Source organism: Pseudodesulfovibrio profundus, assembly GCF_900217235.1.
Lineage (GTDB): Bacteria > Desulfobacterota > Desulfovibrionia > Desulfovibrionales > Desulfovibrionaceae > Pseudodesulfovibrio > Pseudodesulfovibrio profundus.
The window spans coordinates 1,953,241-1,976,563 of sequence record NZ_LT907975.1 but is presented as its reverse complement, the minus strand read 5'-3'; the positions used below and the strand labels follow the sequence as shown (position 1 = coordinate 1,976,563).

Here is a 23,323-nt window from a genome sequence, read left to right as displayed (position 1 = left end):
GAATGATGACATCACCCTTTGATAAAACATATTCCTCACTGCCAGGGCGCATTATCGCCAGATTTTTCCTTGTCCTCCTGGGATTTACCATCGGTATTGCCCTGTTTACACCATGGAACAAGATTTGGGCGTCCGCATTGGTCTCCCTTGATGAGCGGCTGCCGACCATTGGTTTGCGCTGGGAAGGGATCGACCGTGACGGACCCATCGGATTTCGCGTCCGCGGCTTGGAGATAACCGTTGCCGACACGCCGGGAAGCCTGAAGTTCAACTGGGCGTATGTCACCATGGGATTCTCGCCCATGGCCTATGTCCGCCTCGATACAGGCGGTTCCGAGTGCGAACTGGAGTTATTCGGCAATGGCACGATGGCCTTTGAAGGGGATGTGGATATCACTGCACTGCTTGGCGGGGCGGATATCAAGGGTCAGATGCGGGTAGCAGGAAGTTTCTTCCTTCCGCCTGGTGCAAAACTGCCGAAAAAAGGGTGGTTGGACATGCGATCCCAGCAGTTGATTCTACCGGGTGAGCGCTTTGTTGAAGATATCGCTTTCATGACCGAGATTAAGGAAAGAGAGCTATCGGTGCGCGACTTCTCCATGGGCAGTCCCCTGAAAATCAAAACATCAGGCACTGGTATTATCGGCGAGGGAAATCTTTTTCTGACGACCTTTGAACTGACGGGCGAAAAAACCGTTGGCAAGGAAATCGTTCCCTACTCGGTTGAAGGGAGCCTGGGCGACGCCATCTGGTAGCCGGGCTACTTCGTATAACCCATGATTTGCTTCTCACGCTCAAGTAGCGCCTGTTTTCGCTCTATTCCCCAGTGGTACCCGCCCAGACCGCCATCCTTGCGCATCACGCGATGACAGGGGATGATTACAGCCAGCCTGTTTCTGCCGCAGGCCGAAGCCACCGCACGGAAAGCCTCCGGCATACCCATATCCTGCGCTACTTCGGAATAAGTCCGAGTCTGACCGACCGGGATTGTACGCAACACTTCCCATACGTGCTGCTGAAAAGCGGTTCCCACGCTATCGATCGACATGCGTAGTTCTTTGGACGGATCATTGATATATTGAACTATCTCACTAAGTTCAGCACGGAGTTCCTTTTCACCGGACCGGATGTCCGCTGCGGGAAACCTGTCTGCAAGTGACTGTATGAGGGCGTCCTTTGATTCACCGAATTCGATGGAGCATACACCGTTGCACGTGAAACTTGCGAGGATGGGACCAAAGTCTGTTTGGGCGTAAATGTGTCGCAGGAGCATGGTTGCGTCTCCCTGGCATGCAAAGACGTGGCTCGTACGGATAGGTCGCACAAGCCACGTTGTTGATTATTTGGTGGCTGCCTCGATGATGGCCCGGCAAAAGGCAGGCAGGTCGTCGGGCTTGCGCGCTGAAATCTGATTGCGATCGACCACGACCTCTTCATCTACCCATGTTGCTCCGGCATTGATGAGATCATCCTTGATGCCGGGGGTGGAAGTACAGGTAAAGCCCTTCATGATACCGGCTGAAATGGGAATCCAGCCGCCATGGCAGATGTGGGCCATTACCTTTCCGGCTTCAAATATTTCGCGTGTCAGGGAGAGCACTTTGGGATCCCTTCTGAGCTTGTCCGGGGCAAAACCACCGGCAATGACGATCAGATCGAAGTCATCAGCCTGCTGATCGGCTATGGCTGCGTTGGACTTGAATGGATACCCGTTTTTTCCGGTATACACGGCTCCTGCCTCGGGACCGGCGACAACCACTTCAGCGCCTTCCTCGATCAATCGATAGTAGGGGTACAACAGCTCCATATCTTCGAAGATATTATCCACAAACATCAACACGCGTTGACCTTTCATTTTCATCGAAACCTCCATTTATTCTGATTCAGACTGGATCGTATCACATAATTGAACACATTGCCGAGGGGAAGTGATGCTCCCTGCAATTCAAAAACAGGCGCAGACTTCCTGTTCGGAAACAAAAACTGGCAGATGCTTAATCAGGCAAATCGTCTTCTCAGTTTGAGTCGCCCATCGATGAGCGCAGCGGCCAGGCAGATGATGACCATGCCGGTGGCCAGTCGCCAGGTGAACGGCTCATTGAGAAAGGTTATACCCAGCCCGGATGCCGAGACAGGGATGAGCAGGGTGACAAGGCTGATATTGGTGGCGCCGGACGAGGTGAGTATCCGAAAAAAGATGAGATAGGCCAAGGTGGAGCAGACAAGGCCGAGCCCTATTACGGCGAAAATGGCATCACTGCCGGGCATGGGCAGGGTCCATGGGCGGCAGATGAAAAACATGACCGGGGTCATGACCAGTGATGATCCGGCCAACTGGCCGCAGGCTATCACCATCGGGGGAATACCGGTCATTCGACGGGCATAGGTTGACCCGAAGGCGTAAGAGCATGCTGCGCCCATGATGGCGAGCTGCCCGAGCACATGATCGCCGAATCCGGTCAGGGCATCGGTACCGATAAGCGTGGCAACACCACCCAACCCGATGATCGCACCGGAAAATTTGCGCATGGAAGCGGATTCGTCATTGGTCACGAAATGGGCGACAAGAATGGTAAAGGCCGGGGTCGTCGCGTTAATGACTGCGGCAAGCCCGCTATCAATATACTGTTGACCCCAGACGATGAGGTTGAAGGGGATGAATGTGTTGAGTATTCCCAGAGTCAGAAACTGCCGCCAGCGATGGAGGTGCGACCGGACATTCTGATTGGTCAGGGCAACAATGGCAGTCAGCCCGAGAAATCCGATGAACACGCGTCCCCACACCACGACCAGCGGTGGAAAGTCGCGCAGGGCCACTGCATTGAAGAAGAATGAGCCACCCCATATGATGGAAAGGGTAGTCAAAAGCAGCCATTCGGTCAGGCCCATTCGTTTGATTGTCGCAGTGGTCATGTTTCCTCCATGTATTTTACGGGCAATTACCCGTGACGCCTTCTAAACCATCCGGTTCCTGCGGGGCAATTGAAAATATCGGTTTCAGCCCTGAGCGGCATGATTCAATCGGAGACAGGTGGCGTCCTCTCTTTACCTGTGAACGGGAACGCGGTATCCCAAGGGTCCTATGAACAGCGTTATGGGTATTTCATCCTCCAGGAATCGTCTTTCAGCCGTTCCCCTTGCCGCAGCGTATGTTGCCGTACCAATGGGCATGGCAATGGTTCGACTGGTGGATGGGCAAGGTGCTTACCTGGAAAACCTCCCATGGCTGCTGTTGGCAGGACTGGGTGTCCTGATAGGCCTGCATCGGCCCTCGCCTGACGCGCCGCGTTCAACCGGTTTTACTTCCAAGACGCTCCTCTTCCTCTGCCTTGTGGCCGGACTCGCTCTGTACACATCGGATATCAGAATCCTTTTGGAAACAGTCTTTCCATATATCAGGGAATTCGCGCCCGTTGCCTACGCCCTGTTTGCCCTGCTGTGGGCGGGAACCTGCGGTATGGCGGATCGATACGATTTTCAACGATTCGGTGCGTTGCTCTCTGTCATCTGCATAGTGAATTTGGTATTTGAAGTATTCATGTACGGCACGGTTCCGACCATTCGCTGGATTGGCAACGCCGATATTCTGGCCGGGCTGCTCCTTATCTCCCTGTGTGCCGGCCTGAAACCCGGCCTCAATGAAGGAGGGCGGGTTGAACCGGATCAGGGCAATACGTGGTGGCGTGTACTGGTCTTAATCGGGCTGCTGACCTGTTTTTCCCGAACCGGATATTTCGCCGCCGGTTGGATAGTTCTCTGTTTCGGTCGCGGCCGACTGCTCATGCGCAGCCTGTATGCCCTGGTATGTGCGCTCCTGCTGGTGGTGACCTTCCTTCTGCCGCCCACGGCATCGGAATCCATTCGGTATGTGGATTACTGGCTCTGGGTGGAAGCTCTGCGATTGTTCTCTGAAACGCCTTCTCTGTTGTTGACGGGCTACCCGCTGAACATCGGATTACCGGTGACGTTTCCTCCGGGAATGACAGCCATTTGGGAAACGGCAACGGGTCAGCCGACCATCATGGGCGTCTATCTGACACAGGTCCCGTCTTTCTGGCTCCGCTTGCTGTACGGGTGGGGCGCGACAGTGCCTGCCGCGCTTCTGGTGTTCGTTTTCACGCTGCTTTTCAAGAATCTGAGTCGCATGGGCGCGGGATTGACTGCGGCCCTGTTTGCCCAGGGAATGACTACGCCTCTGTTGTTTGATCCGGCCATGGCCGTACCTATTGTCATGGGGTATATGGTGGCGCTCTCTTCGCCCGCAGATCAGGCCAACGCAAAGGTGGACGAACCCGATGGAAGCAAGGTACAGCCTCTCGACCCTGCCGCAGAATGGAACATGCGGCCCCTTTAACCACGAGAAATGATCATGTCCGTATTCGAGAAACAATCCGCCATACTTGTCACCTGTCCCAAAGGTTTGCCGGAATACCTGCAATCCGAACTCAAGGAATTGGGATTTGACCAGACACACGTCATGGACGCCGGTGTCATGGTTCGCGGCACACTGCACGACTGTATGCGCTTGAATCTGCATATCCGCACCGGACACCGTGTACTGTTCGAGCTCAAGCGGTTTGAAGCGTTCGGACCGGATGATCTCTATCGCACCATCCGTAATCTCCCGTGGGAAGAATACATGGATACCGATAGCTATTTCCGTGTTGATGCGGTCATACGGGATACGGGTGTGAACGACTCGCGTTTTGCGGGCCTCAAGGTGAAGGATGCCGTGGCAGACAGGTTCATGGACCGTTTCGGGTCCCGCCCCGATTCCGGGCCGGAAACCAAGGGCGTCTGCCTGTTTCTGCATTGGCGTGGCCGTGAAGCGACCATCTATCTCGACACCACCGGCGAACCGCTGCCCAAGCGCGGCTACCGGAAGCGTCCACACAAGGCGCCCATGCAGGAGACACTTGCTGCCGCATGTATTCTTTCCGCTGATTGGCCGAGAATTGCCAAGGAAGGGGGACATTTCATCGCGCCCATGTGCGGAGCCGGAACCCTCGCCATCGAGGCAGCGTTAATGGCCATGAACGGCGCGCCAGGACTGCTTCGCGACAATTTCGCATTCATGCATTTGAAAGGATATGATGAAGAGCGCTGGAACGGCCTGATCGATGCTGCTGAAGATGCGGAGAATCCCGAGATCAAGGGCCGTATCATTGCCACTGATCACGATCCCGATGCTATTGAGGCGGCCAAGGACAACGCCCGAATCGCCGGAGTGGGCGATTTCATCGAGTTTGGGTTGTGTGATTTTCGGGAAACCGAAATTCCGGAGGGACCGGGGCTGGTCTTTCTGAATCCTGAATACGGCGAACGGCTCGGTGAGGTTCGTGAGTTGGAAGATGTGTACAAGGGCATCGGCGACTTCTTCAAACAGTCGTGTGGTGGCAAGACCGGATTTATCTTTACCGGGAACAGTACTCTCGCCAAAAGAGTGGGCCTGCGAACCAAAAGCCGCAAGATTTTCTTCAGCGCAAAGATCGAATGCCGCCTGCTCGAATACGAACTGTATTCAGGCACGCGCAAGCAGAAGTAGACGAACGGGCTCAACTGGTGGTGTGAGTCTGCCTAGGTACGCCACAGTTTGACCACGTGATTGATGACGGCCTGCATGACAGGGTCCTGATCTCGTCGCTGCAGACAAACGAAGTGCAGATCGATGGCGAGCTGATCAAAGGGCATGGCGTGGACCTTGCCGATTCTGTTCGCCAGAGTCAGCTCGTTTTCCCGCATGAAGGACAATCCTCTGCCTGCGGCCACCAGAACGCGAATAACCTCATCGCCATCCACTTCCAGTGTGTTTCGCGGCCGAATGCCCATTGATTCGAAGAACGGCGTTGTCAGCTTCTGCACGGGGTTGTCGCTTGGGTCGAGTATCCACGGCAGATCGGCCAGTGCTTCCATTCCCATTTCCATTCGGTCGCGATAGACATCCGGTACAGCAACAAAAAACCGCGTGGTTTCCAAGTGAACCGCGTGGATATCCTTGTGTCGAGGCGCGCCGAAGATGAATCCGCAATCGAGCTTCCCCTTGCGGATGGCCCCTTGAACCGAGGTACTCCCGCTTTGCTGGATGAGCAGGGTGACTTTGGGGTGCTCTTCACCCAGTGATTTGAGCAACGGAACGATTTGCAGGTATTCGGCATCGGTGTTCAGGCCCATGGAAATGTCGCCCACCAACTCATCACCCATATTTCGCGCTTCAAGCCGCAGTTCCCGTGCTGCATTAAGGACGTTCTGTGCTTTCATCAACAGACGTTCTCCAGCCTCGGTAAGCTGCATGCCTTTTGGAGTTCGGATGAACAGCCTGGTCTCCAACTCTTCTTCCAGGCTCTTGATATGAGCGGAAACCGTGGGCTGGCTGGCATGCAACCGTTCGGCTGCCCGAGTGAGATGCCCCTCTTCGGCGACTATTACAAAAGTGTTAAGTTGATAAAGCTCCATAACTGCCTCGTTTCATATAAAATACGTTTTGTGATTATCATATCTGATGAAGAACTCTATCACCATCAGGAAAACTGAACAAGTGCATCGAATTAAACAATTGGATTGATGATCCGTCCTTCCGTAGATGTTCAGTCATGGAAATGCGTCCAAACACGGACCAAGTACATACAACCCGTTTGGTGACAAGGTAAGGAGATAATCATGAGCATGGAATGCGATACCCGACTTTCGATGATGGCTCTGCGTGACAACAACCGTCCGCAAATCGCCCCGCGCAAGACCCGCAGGCGCCCGTTCCGCGCCATTTCTGCCGCTTCTGCTGCAATGGCTTCTTTCACCTTGCTGCTGTTCACTCGCGGCGTCTAAATTTTTCAGGGAGCACACGCTCCCCGATCAAGCGGGTTAGAGCCGCCCTTACCCGGATACGTCATCCTTTCCGTCCGGGTAGGGGCGACTCTTTTTTTTGTCTCTGATTCAGTGTTTCCCCATTTATGATGGAGGCTCGGGCTCCATGTTATTAATCAATGGCATTCATTTCGATGCAATGCTATTTCCTTATATACATTAACAGGCTTAAATGTTTGTTTGATTAGTTACTGATAATTCAAGTAATTATAGAAAAGTAGTAATTATTATCATTTTTTGCTTGAATCTAACGCCCTGTTTCGATACAAATTATCCCGAACAGACCAACAACCCCTATTTTCAGGAGAAAGAAAATGAGCAAGACATTAGACAATCTGAAAGCAGCCTTTGCCGGTGAATCCCAGGCCAACCGTAAGTACCTCGCATTTGCCGAGAAAGCCGAAAAAGAAGGCAAACCCGGTGTTGCCAAACTGTTCCGCGCCGCTGCCGCTGCCGAGACCATTCATGCCCATGCTCATCTGCGCCTCATGAAAGGTATCGGTTCCACTGAGGAAAACCTCAAAGCCGCCATCTCCGGCGAGACCTACGAATTCGAGAAAATGTACCCCGAGATGATGGACGACGCCAAGGAAGAGGGCGAAAACGCCATCCTCCGTTACTTCGGTTTTGCCAACGAGGCGGAAAAAATCCACGCCCAGCTCTACACTGAAGCTCTGGAAGCTGACGACGACAAATTCGCCGAAGCCGACTTTTACATCTGCTCCGTCTGCGGTCACACCCAGGATGGAGAAGCCACTGAAAAATGTCCTATCTGTGGCGCAGCCCCCAGCGCGTACCACAAGGTCGACTAAGAGTTTACGCTGATCGTACAAAGCGCCCGGTCCATCACGGATCGGGCGCTTTTTTATGTCGTCTGGTCATCAACCGGCGGATAACACCGTCGCAATAGTGCTTTTGGGTGTTGGTGTTCCTCATAAGAAAAGCCGCTCCAGATGGAACGGCTTTGTCGTTGTCGGTCGTTGTAGCGGAGCTAGACGGCCATGCTCGTCAGTTGCGGCTCTACAGGGACATATGCGTCGTTGTAGGCATTGGCTGCGGCCTGCTGGGTCAGCTGCTCGGGGTTGATCTGTGCTTCGATCTTGGATGTCAGGTCCTGCAATTGCGCAGTTTCATCCAATTGCTTTTGCAATTCTTCCAGCAATTGCTGGGTCGGATCGATAATCTCGCCATCCGAGGCTTCCTGAACAGCATGGCTGAAGAATCGGGCGCTCAGGTTCTGCGTTTGAGATGCTTCGCCGGTTTCAGCGGGAGAAACTGCATAGAACAGCTCGCTCTGACCATTCTCGAAATAGCCGTTCAGGGAGTCGTTCAGCGAACCATTGAACTGGGCAATGGCACTATCTCCGGCTGCAAAGCCGAAATTGCGATCAATGAATTGCAGGGTGTTGAGCAGTCCGTCGCTCAGGGAGTCCTCGGTGACGCCCGATGCGGTGGACTGAAGGATCATGCCCGCGGCAGCGGATGCTGTTTCATCGCCGAACCGCTCGCGAATCCAGTCCATGGTCTGACCAAGTGACTGGCGGAGATCATCGGAATTCTTGGGCTGCCCTTCACTATCGAGGGGGGCACCGTCAGCGCCTTCCAGCCGTCGAATCACTTCATTGGCAAAGACGGTTCCAAGGGTGAGCTGTTCCCCGTCAACTATGCCCAGCTTGTCCTGTTGTCCCGGTGCCTTGGCAAGGGCTTCGGCAGCAGGTGTGAGTCCGGCATGGGCGGGGTCCATATCGAAATTCTTGGCTATCTGGCCCAAACGCATTCCAGGCTTTTCCTGCAATAATGCCTCGGCAGACCCGAGGTCCTGCCCCTGGTCCTTGCGCGATTGCAACTTTTGCATGAACGCATGGTTCATATGACTGCCTTGAATAATCATGCTGCTCTTATCGTCTGTCTACCGGGGAACTTTAGGTTGTTTTGAGCAAAAAAAGGAACAAGAGGCATGCATCTTGAAAACCCCGTCATACACGGCAAAGATCGCCACATCATGAATCAGGGGGATTTCAAGTGAAAAGAAATCGTTGCAACGAATGCCAACAGGAAATCGACAGACATGATTTCTTCATGGAAACCAAGAAGGGAAAAATATGCAGTGACTGCCTCGTGGAGTCCGGTCCTGTGGAACCGGATACCGCGCATTTGTTCACAGCGCAGAAAACACGGCATGACAAGCAGGATGGCAGTGGCGTTTTGCTGACACTGCCGCTCAAGGAAGCGTTGTAATAAAAAGGGCAGCCAATGGGCTGCCCTTTTTCATTCTTATTCGACTACTTCAAAGCCGATTCGGTGAATGGCTTCCTTGATGGCGTTGGGACTGATGGGTTGATCTTCTTCGTAGGACACTTCGCCGGAGAGCAGGTCCACGGTCACATTGGTGGCCCCGATCTTTTCCATGGCTTCAGTTACGGATTTGACACAATGCTGGCAGCTCATTCCTTTCACTTTGATGGCAGGCATATGGTTCTCCTTATTTAGTTGGTACGGACCAAGTCCGCACATGACTCTATCCCTTGAAAAAACGCAGTCGCAGGGCGTTGGACACCACGGTCACGGAACTCATGGCCATGGCTGTACCCGCCAGCATCGGATTGAGGGTCGGGCCGCCAAAAGCGAAGAGCAGTCCGGCCGCCACCGGGATGCCGATGGTATTGAAGGCAAAGGCCCAGAAAAGGTTCTGCTTGATATTGGTCATGGTCGCCTGTGACAGCCGCAGTCCGGTGAGCAGGGCGCGCAGATCAGACTTCATCAGTACCATGTCGCCGGATTCCACGGCCACGTCGATTCCCGAGCCCATGGCAATGCCGATATCCGCCTTGGCAAGGGCCGGAGCATCGTTGATACCATCACCGATCATGGCGACCTTGCGTCCTTCTGATTGCAGGCGATCGACCTCTTCGGCCTTCTTGTCAGGCAGAACTCCGGCGATAACGGTCTCGATCCCGGCCTTGTCAGCCACCACTCGGGCGGTGTCCTTGTTGTCGCCGGTGAGCATGATTGGTGTCAGGCCGTTCTTCTTGAGTTCAGCCACGACCTCGGGGGTCTCGTCACGCATTTCATCGCTGATGGCGAACAGTGCGTTCAGCTTATTCTCACTGGCGAAATAGACCACTGTAGCGCCCTGGCTTTCGTAATGAGGTACGGCGGCCTCTGCCAGGCTGTCATCATCAAATCCGAAGCCGTACTCATCCATGAGCGCCTTGTTGCCGATGATCACTTCGCGGTAGCCGATGGTTGCCTTGATCCCCTTGCCGGGAATGGCTTCAAAGGAATCAGGCTGGGGATATTCAAGTCCCAGACGTTCGGCTCGGCGAACCATGGCCTGCGCCAGCGGATGCTCGGATTGGCTTTCCGCAGCAGCAGCAAGATAAATGGCCTCGGTCTGGGCCATGGTACCACGAACCATGGTGATGTCCGCCACTTCGGGTCGACCGTGGGTCAGGGTCCCGGTTTTGTCAAAGATCACGGTATCGAGGTCTCCGGCTTCCTGTAGGGCTCGGCCCGACTTGATGAGCACACCGAGCTGGGCGCCGCGACCGGTTCCGACCATGATCGAGACCGGCGTAGCCAATCCCATGGCGCAGGGACAGGCAATGACCATGACGGCCACGAAGATGCGGAGCGCAAACGGGAAGCCCGCGCCACTCATATACCAGGCGATGCCGGCAATGAGCGCGATGGCCATGACCGCCGGGACAAAATAGAAACTGATCGTGTCGGCGAGGTTGGCGATGGGTGCCTTGGACCCCTGCGCTTCCTGCACCAAGCGGATGATGCGCGCCAGAACCGTGTCCTGCCCCACACGCTCAGCAGTGATGGTCAGGGAGCCGTGGGTGTTGAGCGTACCACCGGCCACGGTGTCGCCGATATCCTTGCTGACAGGCATGGGTTCGCCGGTGAGCATGGATTCATCCACAGAGGATTGCCCCTTGGCGATCTTGCCGTCCACGGGAATCCGTTCGCCCGGCTTGACCAGCAGGGTATCCCCGGCTTCCACTTCATCGATGGAAATAGTCTGCTGGGTGCCATCCTTGATGATGGTGGCGGTTTCGGGTGCCAGCTCCATGAGGGCGCGGATGGCGTCAGATGTCTTGATCTTGGAGCGGGCTTCAAAATATTTACCCAGTGAGATCATGGCGATAAGCACGGCAGCGGACTCGTAATACAGATCCATTGCCAGCATGATCGTTTCGGTCGAATGCGGATCGCCCATACCGATGGCAATGGTGTTCCACAGGGAGTAGATGAATGCCGCACCGGTACCCATGGCAACGAGTGAGTCCATGTTGGGACCACCACGCAGCAGGGCTGGGATGCCCTGTGTGTAGAAATGGCGACCGGTCCAGATGACAGGCAGGGTCAGTGCAAGCTGTGCCAGGGCAAAATTGAGCGGCACAAGTTCCGGGTTCAGGGCATCGGGCAGCGGCATGCCCCACATGTGGCCCATGGAAATGATCAGCAGCGGCAGGGCAAAGACAAAGGCAGGGATGAGTTCCCGTTTCTGGGCAGCCAGTTGGGCTTCTGCTTCCCGGCGTTTTTCCTCGAAGAGGTTGGTTGACCCGGACTGCACCGAAGAGGTGAACCCTGCGTTGCTGATGGCGTCCCGGATGTCGCGTCGGGAGACCAGCGAGGGATCGAAGACGAACGTGCCGGAATTGGCGGCCAGATTGACCGAAGCGGAATCAACGCCCTCCAGACTGCCGGTTACCCGCTCGATGCGAGTTGAACACGCTGCGCAGTGCATGCCTCCAAGCTCCAGATTCAGCTCTTCAAGACCTGAACTCGCCTGAAAGATTGCCTCGAAACCCAAATCCTTGATTCGTTGGGCCACGTCTTCGGTAGTGACCACTTCAGGATCGTGGGTCAATTGCATTGTCTCGGCGGCAAGATTGACGGATACCGTTTCCACACCGTCCATGGCGCCGACGGTTCGTTCAATGCGCCCGGAACAGGCGGCGCAGTGCATGCCTTTGATCTGTGCTTGTATTGTCTGCATAGTTGAAAATCCTTATCAATGAATGAAAATCCATAGTGCGCATAAAAAGGATGTTTGGCAAGGGGTGTGAAAAAAATGACATTATGCACCGCTGCCATAAGAGGGAATGGCCGGAATCGGTGTAATGGGAAGTCGTAAAAAGGTCGGATCAGGCTGCTTTAGCCAGAGCCAGACGAATACCCAGTCCGATGAACAGGGTTCCGGCTACGCGCTTGATCCAGACGGAGAACCGGCCGCTTCCCTTGAGCAGGCGAGCGGCGCGGGCGGCGAACCATGCCCACCCGAGATTGACCATGGTGCCATTGATGGTGAACAGCACACCAAGCAGCAGAAAAGCCAGCGGTTTGGTCGTTGAGTCGGCGGACACGAATTGCGGCAGAAATGCCAGAAAGAACAGGGCAACCTTGGGGTTGAGCGCATTGGTAAGGAAGCCCTGTGTGAATATTCGATGCAGGGAGGGGCGCTGAGCAAGGCATGTTTCCTTGACGTTACCGTTGCTGCCGCGCCACATGGTCAGGCCTATCCAGATCAGATATCCGGCACCGGCCAGCTTGACCACGGTAAAAGCGGTAGCCGAAGTGGCGAGCAGGGCGGACAGCCCCAGCGAAGCGGCAAAGACATGGACGAAACAGCCGGTACCCACGCCCAGCGCGGCAATGGCACCGCCGCGCCAGCCAAGACCGGCACCGCGACTCACGATATACGCCACATCCTGACCCGGCGTGATGTTCAGCAACAGGCCGGATACGATGAACAGCGCGATATCGTGAATCCCGAACATCGTGTTCCCCTAGCTTTCCACAACAGTCGGTGTTTCAGGCACCGGGAAGACGCGGTCGTACGCCCAGTTGAAAACATAGGCATAGACCAGGAAAAACAGCACGAATCCCAGGTCGGTGACAAACGCCTGCCACAACCCCATATCCAGCCACCAGGCGACCATGGGCACGGTGAACAGGAGAAGGGATGCTTCGAACAGCACGGCGTGGATTACCCGGAGCATGGGGGGTCTGTCACGCAGGGAGCGCCCCATGCGGACCAGGGCATGGTCGAAGGCAAGGTTGAATATATAGTTGCAGACCATGGCCGTCAGCGAGATGGCCAGGGACATGCTGCCTATCTTGAGCAGTTCTTTGTCCAGCAGCCACGAGGCAAGAGGCGTGCAGGTCAGCAGGCCGATTATTTCGAACATCATGGTGTGTCGAAGTCTATCTGATTGAGTACGCATGGGCGAAGCTCTACACCTCGTTTCTGATCATGTCCATGATCGTTTCCGGAATAAAAAATAACATGGTTGAGCCAATCAATGCTGTAGTGCTACAATTGTACAATCTATAAAAATAACCGGTCTGGTTTTGCATCCAAGGGGGATCTATGGGCATCATAGGGAAAGGGCTGGACACGCACTTCGCCGCTCCGGAACGAGGTGATTACAAATCCGTCAAGAAGATATCCGAAGAACTGAAGAACGAGTTTCTCCTGCCCTGGTTTGATGCTGTCCCTGCATGCGTCATGGTTCTCAATATGCACCGCCAGATCGTTTACTGTAACGAAGCGTTCAAAAAACTCTCACTGAAACAACACATTGAAGATGTCATCGGCAAACGTCCGGGCGAGGCATTGGACTGTGTCAACGCGGCCCTGATGGAAGCGGGATGCGGTTGTTCCCTCGATTGCCGCTCATGTGGGGCTGCCAGAGCAATTGTCAAGAGCCTGCAAGGAGAAGAAGATTGTCAGAATTGCCGCATGACCCGCGTGGTGGATCACAATGAGGTGCCGCTCGATTTGCAGGTCTTTACCCGGCCGACCACGTTTCGGGGTGAGAATTTCATTTTCCTGTTCGCCCTCGACATCAGCCATGAACTGCGACTTCGCTATCTGAATCGTACTTTTTACCATGGGCTGATCAATACTGTGGGCAGCATCACTTCCCTGGCAGAGCTCATCGAAGCCGAACCGGAAGATGTGACCCTGTTCCCGATGCTCCTGAATACGTCCCGAAGAATCCTCCGCGACGTGATGTATCATCGCGATTTGTACGCCGCGGAGCAGGGCGCCATGGTCTCCGAGAAACAGAATATAACTCCCATGCCGTTCATCAGTGACCTTGTGAACGAAGAATGTCGGATTCGCAACGTGCAGCCCAATATGGTTGACTACGATATCATGTGCGGGACCCTGTATAGCGATCCTAAAATTTTGCGTCATGTGCTCCGCAATATCTTCGTCAATGCACTTGAAGCACGAGAGACTGCTGGTGGTCGTATCTGTATTCAATGTCGCCGATCCGGTGATGGAACTACATCGCTCAGCATAACCAATGACGGGGATGTCCCGGTTGAGATCCAGGGCCAGATTTTTGGCCGCTATGTTTCCACCAAGTCACCTGATCGGGGACTGGGTACTTATGTCGCCAAACTGTTCACCGAAAAGTACCTCGGGGGCAGCATCGCCTGTTCCACGGGTAATGGTGAAACAACCTTCACTCTTTTTCTCAGTTGATACCGTGAGATGAACCAATCCGAGCGGTTCTTGTCGCTCGGGATTGCTGCCCATTGGCTCTTTTTTTCTTGGTAATCGAGAAGAAAAGAGCTTTTTTGTGGTCTTTCGTGTTTCTTAACATGCTGAATTATCGTATATAAAAAACAAACATGGGAAAAAGTAATGAGCATATGCTCATTTTTTCTTGACGAGAAAACGTATGAGCGTATCGTCATATGACGAATCGTTCACATAAGGTGAGGTCCATGGGAAGGAAGAAGATACGACGGATGATTCAACGGGAGCCGGGGGCGACCTTTTACAAGCCCCAAGGCATACCCATGCGTCTGTTGGAGGATATCACGCTGACCCACGAGGGTTTCGAGGCGATACGGCTGGCGGACGGGGAAGGGTTGTCTCAGGAAGAGGCAGCCCGGCAAATGGGAGTTTCCCGCCCCACGTTCGGCAGAATTCTCGCCACTGCACGCAAGGCGGTGGCGCAGGCCCTGACCCGCGGATGGGCCATCCGCATCGATGGCGGCCACTTTAAGTTGGCCAAGGGATGCTGCAAAGCGACCAAAACCGACACGGACGCTTGAACCGGACATTGAGTCCAAAGGAGGCAGTCATGCCAGGAATGAACAGATCAGGATCAGGCGGACCGGGAAGTGGTCGTCGTTGTCAGGGTGGTCAAGGCCGTGGAATGGGCCAGGGCCAGGGAAAAGGGCAAGGTCGTGGAAATGGTCGCGGTTCGGGACAGGGCCGTGGTCAGGGAATGAACAACCGTCGTCGGGCCGCTGGTCCGATGAAAGCGGAGGGCAATGCCATGGAGGCGAAGAAAGTAGCGGTGTCCAGTGAAGGTCCGACTTTGGGAGACCGCGTGGACCCTCGGTTTGGCCGCGCAGGCGGCTTCGCAGTGGTGGATTTGGAAACCATGGAAGTGGAGTACGTGGACAACGGAACATCACAAACCATGGCCCAGGGCGCAGGAATTCAGGCTGCCGAGAACGTGGCCAACGCCGGAGCGCAGGTTCTGCTTTCGGGCTATGTCGGCCCCAAGGCCTTCGCGGCACTCGAAGCAGCAGGGATAGCCGTGGGTCAGGATGTCGACGGCATGACCGTTGGCGAGGCTGTGCAGAAATTCCGCAACGGAGAAATCCCGATGGCGGAAGGGCCTAACAGGCAAGCCGGAGGCAGAGCGTGATTTTCGCCATAGCCAGCGGCAAGGGGGGAACGGGGAAGACTACGGTTTCCGCCTCCCTTGCCTCCCTTTGGGAAGATGTTCTCGCCGTGGATCTGGATGTGGAGGAGCCCAATCTCCACCTGTTTCTGCATCCCGAATTCACCAATACTGAAATCGCCTATCTCGAAGTGCCGGAACTCGTGGAGGACAGGTGCTCCAAGTGCGGCGCCTGCCGGGATATCTGCCAGTTCAAGGCCATCACGCTCATGGCCGGACATGTGCTCGTCTTCAACGAAATGTGCCACGGCTGCGGCGGATGTCTGGCCGTGTGTCCGGAAAAGGCGCTCTTCCCAAGTCGTCGTGAGCTGGGAGAAGTGCTCTCGGGTCAAGCAGGAGACATCCGGTTCCTGATGGGTCGCTCCCGCATAGGCGAAGCCATGAGCCCACCGCTCATGCGTCAGGTCAAGGATCGGCTCGGCATGATGGGGATTGCGGGCGATGTCATCATTGATGCGCCTCCGGGTGTCAGTTGTCCTGCCGTCAGCGCGGTCATGGATGCGGATGTGATCGTTCTGGTCACGGAGCCGACACCGTTCGGCCTGCATGATTTTCGTCTGGCGCACGAGGCGTTCACTCCACTGGGCAAACCCATGGGCGTCGTCATCAACCGTGCCGGTATCGGCGACAAGTCCGTATACGCCTACTGTGAAGAACACGGTCTGCCCATCTGGGCGGAAATCCCCTACGACCGGGCAGTGGCAGAGGCTTACTCCCACGGTCATATCATTGTCGATGCCGTTCCCACGTTGCGCGAGACCTTTGTCTCCCTCAGGCGCAACATGCTCGAAGCCGCAGGCGTACCGGAGGTCTCCCATGCGTGAGATAGTTGTCATCAGCGGCAAGGGCGGTGCAGGTAAAACCACCATCATGGCGGCATTCTCCCATCTCGCAGGAGAGGCTGTTCTCTGTGATCTGGATGTGGACGCACCTGATCTCCATCTTTTGCTCAACCCGAAAATTCAGGAAGAAAACGCTTTTCGTTCGGGCCATGAGGCAGTCATCAATCCCGAAAAATGCGTCATGTGCGGAACATGTCGGAACATGTGCCGTTTCGATGCCATTGAATTGTCTCTGATCGGCTACTCCATCAAGCCCTTTCACTGCGAAGGGTGCAAGGTCTGCGTGGAGTTCTGTCCTTCGGAAGCCATCGATTTTCCCGAAAAGCACTGCGGCAACTGGTATGTTTCCGATACCCGTTTTTCCCCCATGGTCCATGCACAGCTGTTTCCCGGTGAGGAGAATTCCGGGCGACTGGTCACCCTGCTCAAACAACGGGCGCGGGAAATGGCGGAGATCGCCGGTGTTGATCTCGTGCTGTGCGACGGAGCACCGGGCATAGGGTGTCCGGTGATCAGCTCGCTGGCCGGGACCGATGTCGCCATTGTGGTCACCGAACCGACGCCTTCGGGCATTCATGATCTGGAGCGGGTGGCTGATCTGTGTGTCGGATTCCGAACCAAGGTGGCCGTATTGATCAACAAGTGGGATATCAATCCGCCCCTTGCGGAATCAATAGAGTCCTATTGCAGGGAAAAGGGATTTTCGCTGGTCGGTCGACTCGCCCATGACCCGGGCGTGGTCAATGCCATGATTCAGCGACAGGTTTTGACCGAATACGATCCATCTGGACTGGGTAGCGTGCTGCACGGCGCCTGGGAGAAGGTCCTCGGTCTGTTGGAAGATGACAAGGCAACAAGTTGATTGTTCGATAACCAACACAAGGAGTTATGAAATGAATACCGTTATTGCCATTCCTTCTGCCGGTCCCGAGGGACTGGATGCGTCCATTGATGCCCATTTCGGCCATTGCGCCATGTACACCCTCGTCGAGGTCAAGGACGGCAAGGTCGAAAAGGTCGACTCTGTTCCCAGTTGCCCGCATGAGCAGGGCGGCTGCCTGGCGCCGGTGAATTATCTCGCCGAGAAGAACGTCACCAAACTGATTTCCGGTGGCATGGGCTTCCGTCCGCTCATGGGCTTCAATCAGGCCGGAATCGAAGTCTACCATGGCAGCGGCGCACCGACGGTCAGGCAGGCTGTTGATGCATTGCTCAAAGATTCGCTGCCGGTCTTCACCCCGGATCAGACCTGTGGCGGCGGCCAGCACTAACAAGGAAGGGAACGATGTCTACTTCCTGCATTATCGTCACACCGCGGTCAGATGACCTGCAGTCGTTCTCTGAAGGACTGAAGGAACAGGGGGTCTCGGTGACAATGAAACCGGATGCTGAAACCCTTCTGGAATCAATCAGGCAAACTCCGGTGAATCTGGTCGTTGTAGATCAGGAACTGCCGGGGGCGGACCCTGTTCGTCTGGTAATGGATATTCTCACAGTGGATGCCACCATACAGACGGCAGTCATCACTCCCCTTTCGGAAGAGGATTTCCATGAAGCCAGTGAAGGGCTCGGGGTTCTCAAGGGGCTGCCGATACAGCCTCAAGCCCTGGACGGAAAGGCGCTTGGAGAACAAATTAAAACAATGACGGTTGGGTAACTCCTTCCGACATCCTCCCCAATTGGTTGAACGCGGTGCACGTCGCGTTCAACCATACTTTTTTGTCACTTGCATCTAGTCCGGGTTCTCGACTACATTATTCACCAGACCAAATGATCAGGACCTGAAATCAAGTGAATAGTATTACTTTATATAGTCGCCCCTTCTTCATGGTGGGCCTGCTGTTTTTGTTGTTTGCCACCAATGTCCATGCCAAAAATCTCGAATGGTATCGTGAAAACGGAGTCAGCATTGTCAGTGGCATCGGCTCTGCCCCCATGTCTTATGAAGGGGTAAACGGCAACGAGAAAGGGTTCATCATCGATTACTGGCGTCTGTGGTCGCTCAAAACGGGCATCCCCGTGAAATTCACGCTTGGCACCTGGTCTGAAACGTTGCGCTGGGTTGCCACGGGACAGAGTGATATCCACGGTGGTATTTTTCAAAATGCCGAGCGGGAACGGTTGTTCGAGTTTTCCGAACCATTCCATAGCCTTCAGGCGGCACTTGTGGTCAGAGAATCCCGGAATGGCAGTGTTGATACCATTTACAAGCAGTATCGTCTGGGGGTGTTGGCCGGTGGGTATGGTGAAGCGTACATGCTGGAGAACCATCCTGAATCGACCATTGTCGGCTATCCGAGCGTCGCAAAACTGGCCTCGGCGCTGATGGATGATGAAGTGTTGGGCGTTGTGGGCGATCACCCTATCGTTGGGTTCGAGGTCGGCAGACTGGGGAGCACCAAGGATCTGCTGATCAAAGAAGTTCTCTACGAGGAGCAGTTGCGGGCCGCGGTTCGCAAGAGCGACCTGGAGTTGATGGAAATCGTCAAATGGGGAATGGCCCAAATCAGCGAGGAAGAGATCGATGTCATCCGCGGGCGCTGGTTTGTGGAAGACTCCAGCACAACCGTGTGGATATGGGACACGCTGATGATTGTTGGCCCTCTTCTGCTGGCGTTGTTCGTGCTCTTTTTCGTTGATTGGCGTCGGATCGGCCTGGGCGGCGGGTCCGGTTAATCAGCCCTGTCGGTCCATGGAACGGTAGTTGATGGCTTCGGCTAGGTGACCCGTTTCTATGGCGGGTGCCCCTTCCAGGTCTGCGATGGTCCGGGATATGCGCAATATCCGTGTATAGGCGCGGGCCGACAGTCCCAGTGTTTGTACCGCCTGTTTGAGGAATCCGTGTTCCTCCTCGCCGATGGAGCAATATTTTTCAAGGGCTGCGCCTTCCAGTTCGGCATTGGTCAGAATAGGCATGTCAGCGTATCGCTTTTCCTGAATGGCCCGTGCATCAATGATGCGTTGGCGCATGGTTGCCGAATCGATATCTCCCCGCGCCTTTTTTAAATCCTCATACGGGACAGCCGGTACCTCCACCTGCAGATCAATCCGATCCAGCATGGGGCCGGAAATACGGGACCGGTAACGCCCCACAGCCAGCGGCGTGCATTCGCACGGGTGGGTATCATCGCTCAAATAGCCGCAGGGGCAGGGACTTGTTTTCATTTGGACAACAGATTATCATGATGTTCATGTCAAAAGCAAACAACAAAAAAACTAAGGCATATAGCTATATTAGGATGTCTTCAAAGAAACAGCTTCATGGCGACAGCTTACGAAGACAACTTGAGGCGACCCAGAAATACGCTGAGGCAAATGGACTTATCCTCGATGATACCCTGCGAGATTTAGGGGTTTCGGCGTACACGGCGGCGAACGTCACTGAAGGAGCCTTGGGCCAGTTTTTGTCCCTTGTCCGGGAACGGCAAATACCGAGTGGCTCTGTACTGATCGTAGAGTCGCTAGATAGAATTTCACGAGCCAAGGTTTTAGATGCATTTGACATCTTTCGCGAAATCGTTCGCGCTGGAATACAAATCCATACGCTTGAGAATGGGAAAACATACACACATAAGAACATCAATGACAATTTTAGCGACCTATTGATTTGTTTGGGTATCATGGCGAGGGCAAACGAAGAATCCGAAAGAAAATCAGAACGACTCGGAGCTATGTGGGATCAAAAACACCATCTAGCACAGAAGGGTGTCCCGATTGGCGGTCTGAAACCTGCGTGGATTGAGTACTCGGAAAGCGAGGATAAATATTTCCTAATCCCGGAGCGATCCGCACTGATCAAACGGATGTTCGCTGAAACCATTACTGGTTACGGCAGACGTATGATCGCAATGCGTTTTAACGCAGAGAAAATCCCAACCTGGGGCCGGTCCAAAAATGGCTGGTCGGCTTCGTACATTGGTAAAATCCTTGATGGCAGATCGGTTCTTGGTGAATACCAGCCATACACAGGCGGGCAACGCCAGAATGGAAAACGAATCGCATTTGGGGAGCCGGCAAAAGACTACTGGCCAAAGGTGATCGACGAGGAGACTTGGTTGCGGGCAAGGGCTGCTTCGAAACGGCGCAAACTGAAACCGGACACTGGCGGGAAGGGTAGGAAGGGATATGTCACAAACATCTTCCGCAAGATTGCCCGTTGCGGACTGTGCGGGTGTGCCATGCGCCTGCGCACAGCCCGGGCGAGAGACAAATATCTCGTTTGTGACGGCCGGAGTCGCGGGACGAACTGCGAACACACATCATTCCACCAGTACGCCCGAATTGAACAAGCGCTTCTTGATGGCCTCTTGCAAGAAATCGACCTGGACTCAATCGGCGAGGAAAAGACTATCAAAAAACCGGACCTTCAGGAGGAACTGAAAAAGGCGAAAATCGAACTGGCGGAAAGCACGAGGACCTTGGACAAGTTGGTCGAGTCTTTCAGGGCCGACTCCATCCCGCAAGTCGCGCAACGCATCCGGGAAATACACGAGGACGTCAGGGGCTATAAGGAAAAAATCCTGGACCTTGAAGATCGACTTGCGGAAAGCCAGGTAAAGCCGTCCATCAAAAAAAGACAGTCCAACATCACGGCCTTGGCCGAAAAGCTGAAAAATGCAGATGATGAAGAAGCGTCAAGGCTCCGCGGGGAGTTGACCGCCGAGTTGCGCCGGGTTGTCCGCAAAATTACTTTTTTCCCGGATCGGGTAGCTGTTTTTGAAATCGGTGGCGAACATACAGATATGCCTGATAGGACCCTATATTATGCATGCTTCTGTCCACCGCCACGAAGAGTAAATGAAAAGGTCGTCTGGCAAAGATTCCTTTATAAAAAACCCGTACCGCCTGAATCCATTGTAGCAGGTGGTCCATTTGTTAAGCTAGATGGAACTCCCGCTCCACCGGAGCAGACACACTATGACTGGGAGCTTGAGGACTTGCAAAAGTGGATCGCTACTCGATCAAAGCAACTGTAAAAACCGGCTACATTTTCCGCAGAAAGGCCCTTGGGGCGTAATCCTCCTTGCCCTGTGCTGGATGGTTTTTTTGGCCTTCTCTGGGCAATTCAGGAGGTAGCTGCATGGTAACCGCCACTCCTCACTCCAAGCTGCCCTTGCCGAACACGACCTCAACCAGCCTCTCGGCCTCGGCTTCCTTAAAGACATATTCCGTGAACCCGTCGGGCATCTCAAGGAGGAGTGCCTCGAATTCGCGGCGTTTCATCTTGGCCTGCTTCCACGGGGCGCTGGCCAGGTAGCGTGATTTTGAGCAGTTGAGCACATCCCATGGCCGACGTTCGTTGGTCTTGCAAAATTTCTTCTTCATGCTCGTCCCCGCACAATCCTATACCGAGACCTCTGCACGGCAAATCCCACACTTTTACTCTTTAACTATTTGATTTATTATGCTATTATTTCTCCATCCAAAGGAGGAAGGCATGGCTATTCGGCAGAAAGGACCTCGGTTGGGTGATTACTTCCTGGGGCACCGCAGAACCAAGACCACATTTCTGGATGAGATCAACGAACTCATCGACTGGCAGCCCATCAACGCCTTTCTGTGCAAGAAGATCAGGCGCAAGGCCAACGCCGTGGGCAATCCCGCCTATCCGCCTCTGGCGATGTTCAAGATTCTGCTCTTGCAGCGTTGGTACAACCTGAGTGATCCGGGCGTGGAGCAGGCGCTGCTCGACCGGCTCTCCTTTGTCAGATTTACCGGTTTTTCCATCGAGGACGACGTGCCGGACGAGACCACCATATGCCGTTTCCGTAACGGTTTGATCCGCCTGAAGGTGCTGGACTCCTTGCTCGACATGCTTAACCGCCAGCTTGAAGGACAAGGGCTTCTTGTCCGTGAGGGAGCCGTGGTGGACGCCTCGGTAGTCGAGTCGCAGCGGCGGCCGCGCAAGGTTATCGACGTGATGCCTGAGGACCGTTCCGAGGACGCCGAAGAACAGGATGGGCCGGTGGACTGCCGGGTCAGCTATTCGGATGACGAGGAGGCGGCCTGGCTCCGCAAGAGAAATCGGGCCTATTACGGCTACAAGCTCCATGCCGCGACGGACAGTCGAGACGGGTTTCTGCTCTGTGGTCACATCACTCCCGCGAACCATTCGGACACGGGCGAATTCGAGCGGCTCGTGAATGGCGTCGGCCTTGATCCCGGCGCACGGGTTTATGCGGACAAGGGCTATTGCAGCGGGAAGAACCGGGACATTCTGTTTGATCGCGATTTGGAGGACGGAACCATGGACAAGACGCCTCGTGGCGGCAGGCTGACAGACTTCGAAAAGACCCGCAACCGTGACATCAGCAGCATTCGGCAAATAGTCGAGCGGGCCTTCGGCACACTCAAACGTGGCTACGCATTCTTTCGGTCCCGATACGTGGGTCGTGAGAAGGTGGAGGGAGAGTTCCACATCCTCGCCATGGCGTTCAATTTGAAAAAAGCTGTTCGACTGGCGCGAGCCTGAAGGGAGAGGTGCGTCCAAAATCCGGCATTTCGGCCAGAAATGGCAGGAAAAGGCCGGGAATGAGCCCAAGCTGGGGTGCGGTCAGAACATCAAATTGGGTGCGGAGCGCAAGGCACGGACGCGAAAAGGGGATGCGCAGAGGTCTCATCTTGTGGTGACATTGCAGTCCGGTAATTGTCTGAACTATCCGTTCACCAGCGCTCATATCGCCCGTACTCGTTTAGCAGTTTGTTATGACTTGACCCCGAACGAGAGTGAGCCGACGCTCTCTATCTTTTGCGTCCACGATAGCAGAGGCCCCATCAGCCCGATAGCCAAGTCTTCCAGACCAAAGCTGTTGGGTGTACGTTCACCGCCGTCAAATAGGAGGTGGGGCAGATCGGTGCTTCCCGGACGATTAAACCAACCCGAATGCCCCG

General features: G+C 54.7%; 27 protein-coding genes. 16 read left to right on the top strand and 11 right to left on the bottom strand.

What is annotated here, in order from left to right; translation table 11 throughout:
- Positions 1-2: 2 nt before the first annotated feature.
- Positions 3-755, top strand: a complete 753-nt coding sequence (locus tag DPRO_RS09380) for a hypothetical protein (RefSeq protein ID WP_232005766.1) — start codon at positions 3-5, stop codon at positions 753-755.
- Positions 756-760: 5 nt separating this feature from the next.
- Here the strand turns inward: DPRO_RS09380 and DPRO_RS09375 are convergent, their stop codons facing one another.
- The 3 genes from DPRO_RS09375 to DPRO_RS09365 all read right to left on the bottom strand — a co-directional run bounded on the left by DPRO_RS09375 (position 761) and on the right by DPRO_RS09365 (position 2,913).
- A complete protein-coding gene (locus DPRO_RS09375; RefSeq protein WP_097011805.1) occupies positions 761-1,273 on the bottom strand; it encodes a methylated-DNA--[protein]-cysteine S-methyltransferase in 513 nt (170 codons plus the stop codon).
- A 66-nt stretch (positions 1,274-1,339) separates the two neighbouring features.
- A complete protein-coding gene (locus tag DPRO_RS09370; protein WP_097011804.1) occupies positions 1,340-1,861 on the bottom strand; it encodes a type 1 glutamine amidotransferase domain-containing protein in 522 nt (173 codons plus the stop codon).
- A 137-nt stretch (positions 1,862-1,998) separates the two neighbouring features.
- Complete coding sequence (locus tag DPRO_RS09365) at positions 1,999-2,913, bottom strand: DMT family transporter (protein ID WP_097011803.1); 915 nt, start codon at positions 2,911-2,913, stop codon at positions 1,999-2,001.
- Positions 2,914-3,094: 181 nt separating this feature from the next.
- On the opposite strand from DPRO_RS09365, the gene DPRO_RS09360 reads away from it, so the two are divergent.
- Both DPRO_RS09360 and DPRO_RS09355 read left to right on the top strand, forming a co-directional pair.
- On the top strand, positions 3,095-4,354 hold the full coding sequence (locus DPRO_RS09360; protein WP_097011802.1) for a hypothetical protein: 1,260 nt from the start codon (positions 3,095-3,097) through the stop codon (positions 4,352-4,354).
- Between the two features lie 15 nt (positions 4,355-4,369).
- A complete protein-coding gene (locus tag DPRO_RS09355; protein WP_097011801.1) occupies positions 4,370-5,545 on the top strand; it encodes a THUMP domain-containing class I SAM-dependent RNA methyltransferase in 1,176 nt (391 codons plus the stop codon).
- A 32-nt stretch (positions 5,546-5,577) separates the two neighbouring features.
- Here the strand turns inward: DPRO_RS09355 and DPRO_RS09350 are convergent, their stop codons facing one another.
- Entirely contained in the window at positions 5,578-6,453 is an 876-nt protein-coding gene (locus tag DPRO_RS09350) for a LysR family transcriptional regulator (RefSeq protein WP_097011800.1), read from the bottom strand.
- Positions 6,454-6,657: 204 nt separating this feature from the next.
- On the opposite strand from DPRO_RS09350, the gene DPRO_RS20000 reads away from it, so the two are divergent.
- Together DPRO_RS20000 and DPRO_RS09345 are read left to right on the top strand one after the other, a co-directional pair.
- Positions 6,658-6,822 carry a hypothetical protein gene (locus DPRO_RS20000; protein ID WP_157917419.1) on the top strand — a complete coding sequence of 55 codons (165 nt, stop codon included), beginning with the start codon at positions 6,658-6,660 and terminating at the stop codon, positions 6,820-6,822.
- A 353-nt stretch (positions 6,823-7,175) separates the two neighbouring features.
- A complete protein-coding gene (locus tag DPRO_RS09345) occupies positions 7,176-7,673 on the top strand; it encodes a rubrerythrin family protein (protein ID WP_097011799.1) in 498 nt (165 codons plus the stop codon).
- Between the two features lie 179 nt (positions 7,674-7,852).
- Here the strand turns inward: DPRO_RS09345 and DPRO_RS09340 are convergent, their stop codons facing one another.
- Entirely contained in the window at positions 7,853-8,716 is an 864-nt protein-coding gene (locus tag DPRO_RS09340) for a hypothetical protein (RefSeq protein WP_162291168.1), read from the bottom strand.
- A gap of 167 nt (positions 8,717-8,883) precedes the next feature.
- On the opposite strand from DPRO_RS09340, the gene DPRO_RS09335 reads away from it, so the two are divergent.
- Entirely contained in the window at positions 8,884-9,099 is a 216-nt protein-coding gene (locus DPRO_RS09335; RefSeq protein ID WP_097011797.1) for a hypothetical protein, read from the top strand.
- Between the two features lie 36 nt (positions 9,100-9,135).
- Here DPRO_RS09335 and DPRO_RS09330 read toward each other — a convergent pair whose 3' ends face one another.
- From DPRO_RS09330 to DPRO_RS09315, 4 genes are all read right to left on the bottom strand, one after another.
- Positions 9,136-9,333 carry a heavy-metal-associated domain-containing protein gene (locus tag DPRO_RS09330; RefSeq protein WP_097011796.1) on the bottom strand — a complete coding sequence of 66 codons (198 nt, stop codon included), beginning with the start codon at positions 9,331-9,333 and terminating at the stop codon, positions 9,136-9,138.
- Between the two features lie 46 nt (positions 9,334-9,379).
- Complete coding sequence (locus DPRO_RS09325) at positions 9,380-11,869, bottom strand: heavy metal translocating P-type ATPase (RefSeq protein ID WP_097011795.1); 2,490 nt, start codon at positions 11,867-11,869, stop codon at positions 9,380-9,382.
- Positions 11,870-12,017: 148 nt separating this feature from the next.
- A complete protein-coding gene (locus DPRO_RS09320; protein WP_097011794.1) occupies positions 12,018-12,650 on the bottom strand; it encodes a LysE family translocator in 633 nt (210 codons plus the stop codon).
- A 9-nt stretch (positions 12,651-12,659) separates the two neighbouring features.
- Positions 12,660-13,097 carry a PACE efflux transporter gene (locus tag DPRO_RS09315; RefSeq protein ID WP_097011793.1) on the bottom strand — a complete coding sequence of 146 codons (438 nt, stop codon included), beginning with the start codon at positions 13,095-13,097 and terminating at the stop codon, positions 12,660-12,662.
- A 146-nt stretch (positions 13,098-13,243) separates the two neighbouring features.
- On the opposite strand from DPRO_RS09315, the gene DPRO_RS09310 reads away from it, so the two are divergent.
- The 8 genes from DPRO_RS09310 (at position 13,244) to DPRO_RS09280 (ending at position 19,108) form a co-directional block, all read left to right on the top strand.
- Positions 13,244-14,371 (top strand): PAS domain-containing sensor histidine kinase, encoded by a 1,128-nt coding sequence (locus tag DPRO_RS09310; protein ID WP_097011792.1) that lies wholly within the window; start codon positions 13,244-13,246, stop codon positions 14,369-14,371.
- A 245-nt stretch (positions 14,372-14,616) separates the two neighbouring features.
- Complete coding sequence (locus DPRO_RS19995; protein WP_157917417.1) at positions 14,617-14,949, top strand: DUF134 domain-containing protein; 333 nt, start codon at positions 14,617-14,619, stop codon at positions 14,947-14,949.
- A gap of 29 nt (positions 14,950-14,978) precedes the next feature.
- A complete protein-coding gene (locus tag DPRO_RS20320) occupies positions 14,979-15,554 on the top strand; it encodes a NifB/NifX family molybdenum-iron cluster-binding protein (protein WP_232005765.1) in 576 nt (191 codons plus the stop codon).
- A complete protein-coding gene (locus DPRO_RS09300; protein WP_097011791.1) occupies positions 15,551-16,414 on the top strand; it encodes a nucleotide-binding protein in 864 nt (287 codons plus the stop codon). Before DPRO_RS20320 ends, DPRO_RS09300 begins: the two co-directional genes overlap by 4 nt.
- The gene (locus DPRO_RS09295) at positions 16,407-17,294 is read left to right on the top strand and encodes an ATP-binding protein (protein ID WP_097011790.1); all 888 of its coding nucleotides are present in this window, start codon (positions 16,407-16,409) and stop codon (positions 17,292-17,294) included. Before DPRO_RS09300 ends, DPRO_RS09295 begins: the two co-directional genes overlap by 8 nt.
- 31 nt (positions 17,295-17,325) lie before the next feature.
- The gene (locus DPRO_RS09290; RefSeq protein WP_097011789.1) at positions 17,326-17,703 is read left to right on the top strand and encodes a NifB/NifX family molybdenum-iron cluster-binding protein; all 378 of its coding nucleotides are present in this window, start codon (positions 17,326-17,328) and stop codon (positions 17,701-17,703) included.
- Between the two features lie 14 nt (positions 17,704-17,717).
- On the top strand, positions 17,718-18,089 hold the full coding sequence (locus tag DPRO_RS09285; RefSeq protein ID WP_097011788.1) for a DNA-binding transcriptional response regulator: 372 nt from the start codon (positions 17,718-17,720) through the stop codon (positions 18,087-18,089).
- Positions 18,090-18,223: 134 nt separating this feature from the next.
- Complete coding sequence (locus DPRO_RS09280) at positions 18,224-19,108, top strand: transporter substrate-binding domain-containing protein (RefSeq protein ID WP_157917416.1); 885 nt, start codon at positions 18,224-18,226, stop codon at positions 19,106-19,108.
- Here the strand turns inward: DPRO_RS09280 and DPRO_RS09275 are convergent, their stop codons facing one another.
- Positions 19,109-19,597 carry a magnesium chelatase subunit ChlI family protein gene (locus DPRO_RS09275; RefSeq protein ID WP_097011786.1) on the bottom strand — a complete coding sequence of 163 codons (489 nt, stop codon included), beginning with the start codon at positions 19,595-19,597 and terminating at the stop codon, positions 19,109-19,111. It abuts the gene before it with no gap.
- Here DPRO_RS09275 and DPRO_RS09270 point away from each other — a divergent pair.
- Positions 19,588-21,408 (top strand): recombinase family protein, encoded by a 1,821-nt coding sequence (locus tag DPRO_RS09270; protein ID WP_157917415.1) that lies wholly within the window; start codon positions 19,588-19,590, stop codon positions 21,406-21,408. The two genes, DPRO_RS09275 and DPRO_RS09270, sit on opposite strands and share 10 nt — an antisense overlap.
- 121 nt (positions 21,409-21,529) lie before the next feature.
- On the opposite strand, the gene DPRO_RS09265 is transcribed toward DPRO_RS09270, so the two are convergent.
- Entirely contained in the window at positions 21,530-21,757 is a 228-nt protein-coding gene (locus DPRO_RS09265; protein ID WP_097011784.1) for a hypothetical protein, read from the bottom strand.
- Between the two features lie 79 nt (positions 21,758-21,836).
- Here DPRO_RS09265 and DPRO_RS09260 point away from each other — a divergent pair, with 79 nt between their 5' ends.
- Entirely contained in the window at positions 21,837-22,904 is a 1,068-nt protein-coding gene (locus DPRO_RS09260) for an IS5 family transposase (protein ID WP_097010253.1), read from the top strand.
- Positions 22,905-23,323 lie beyond the last annotated feature (419 nt).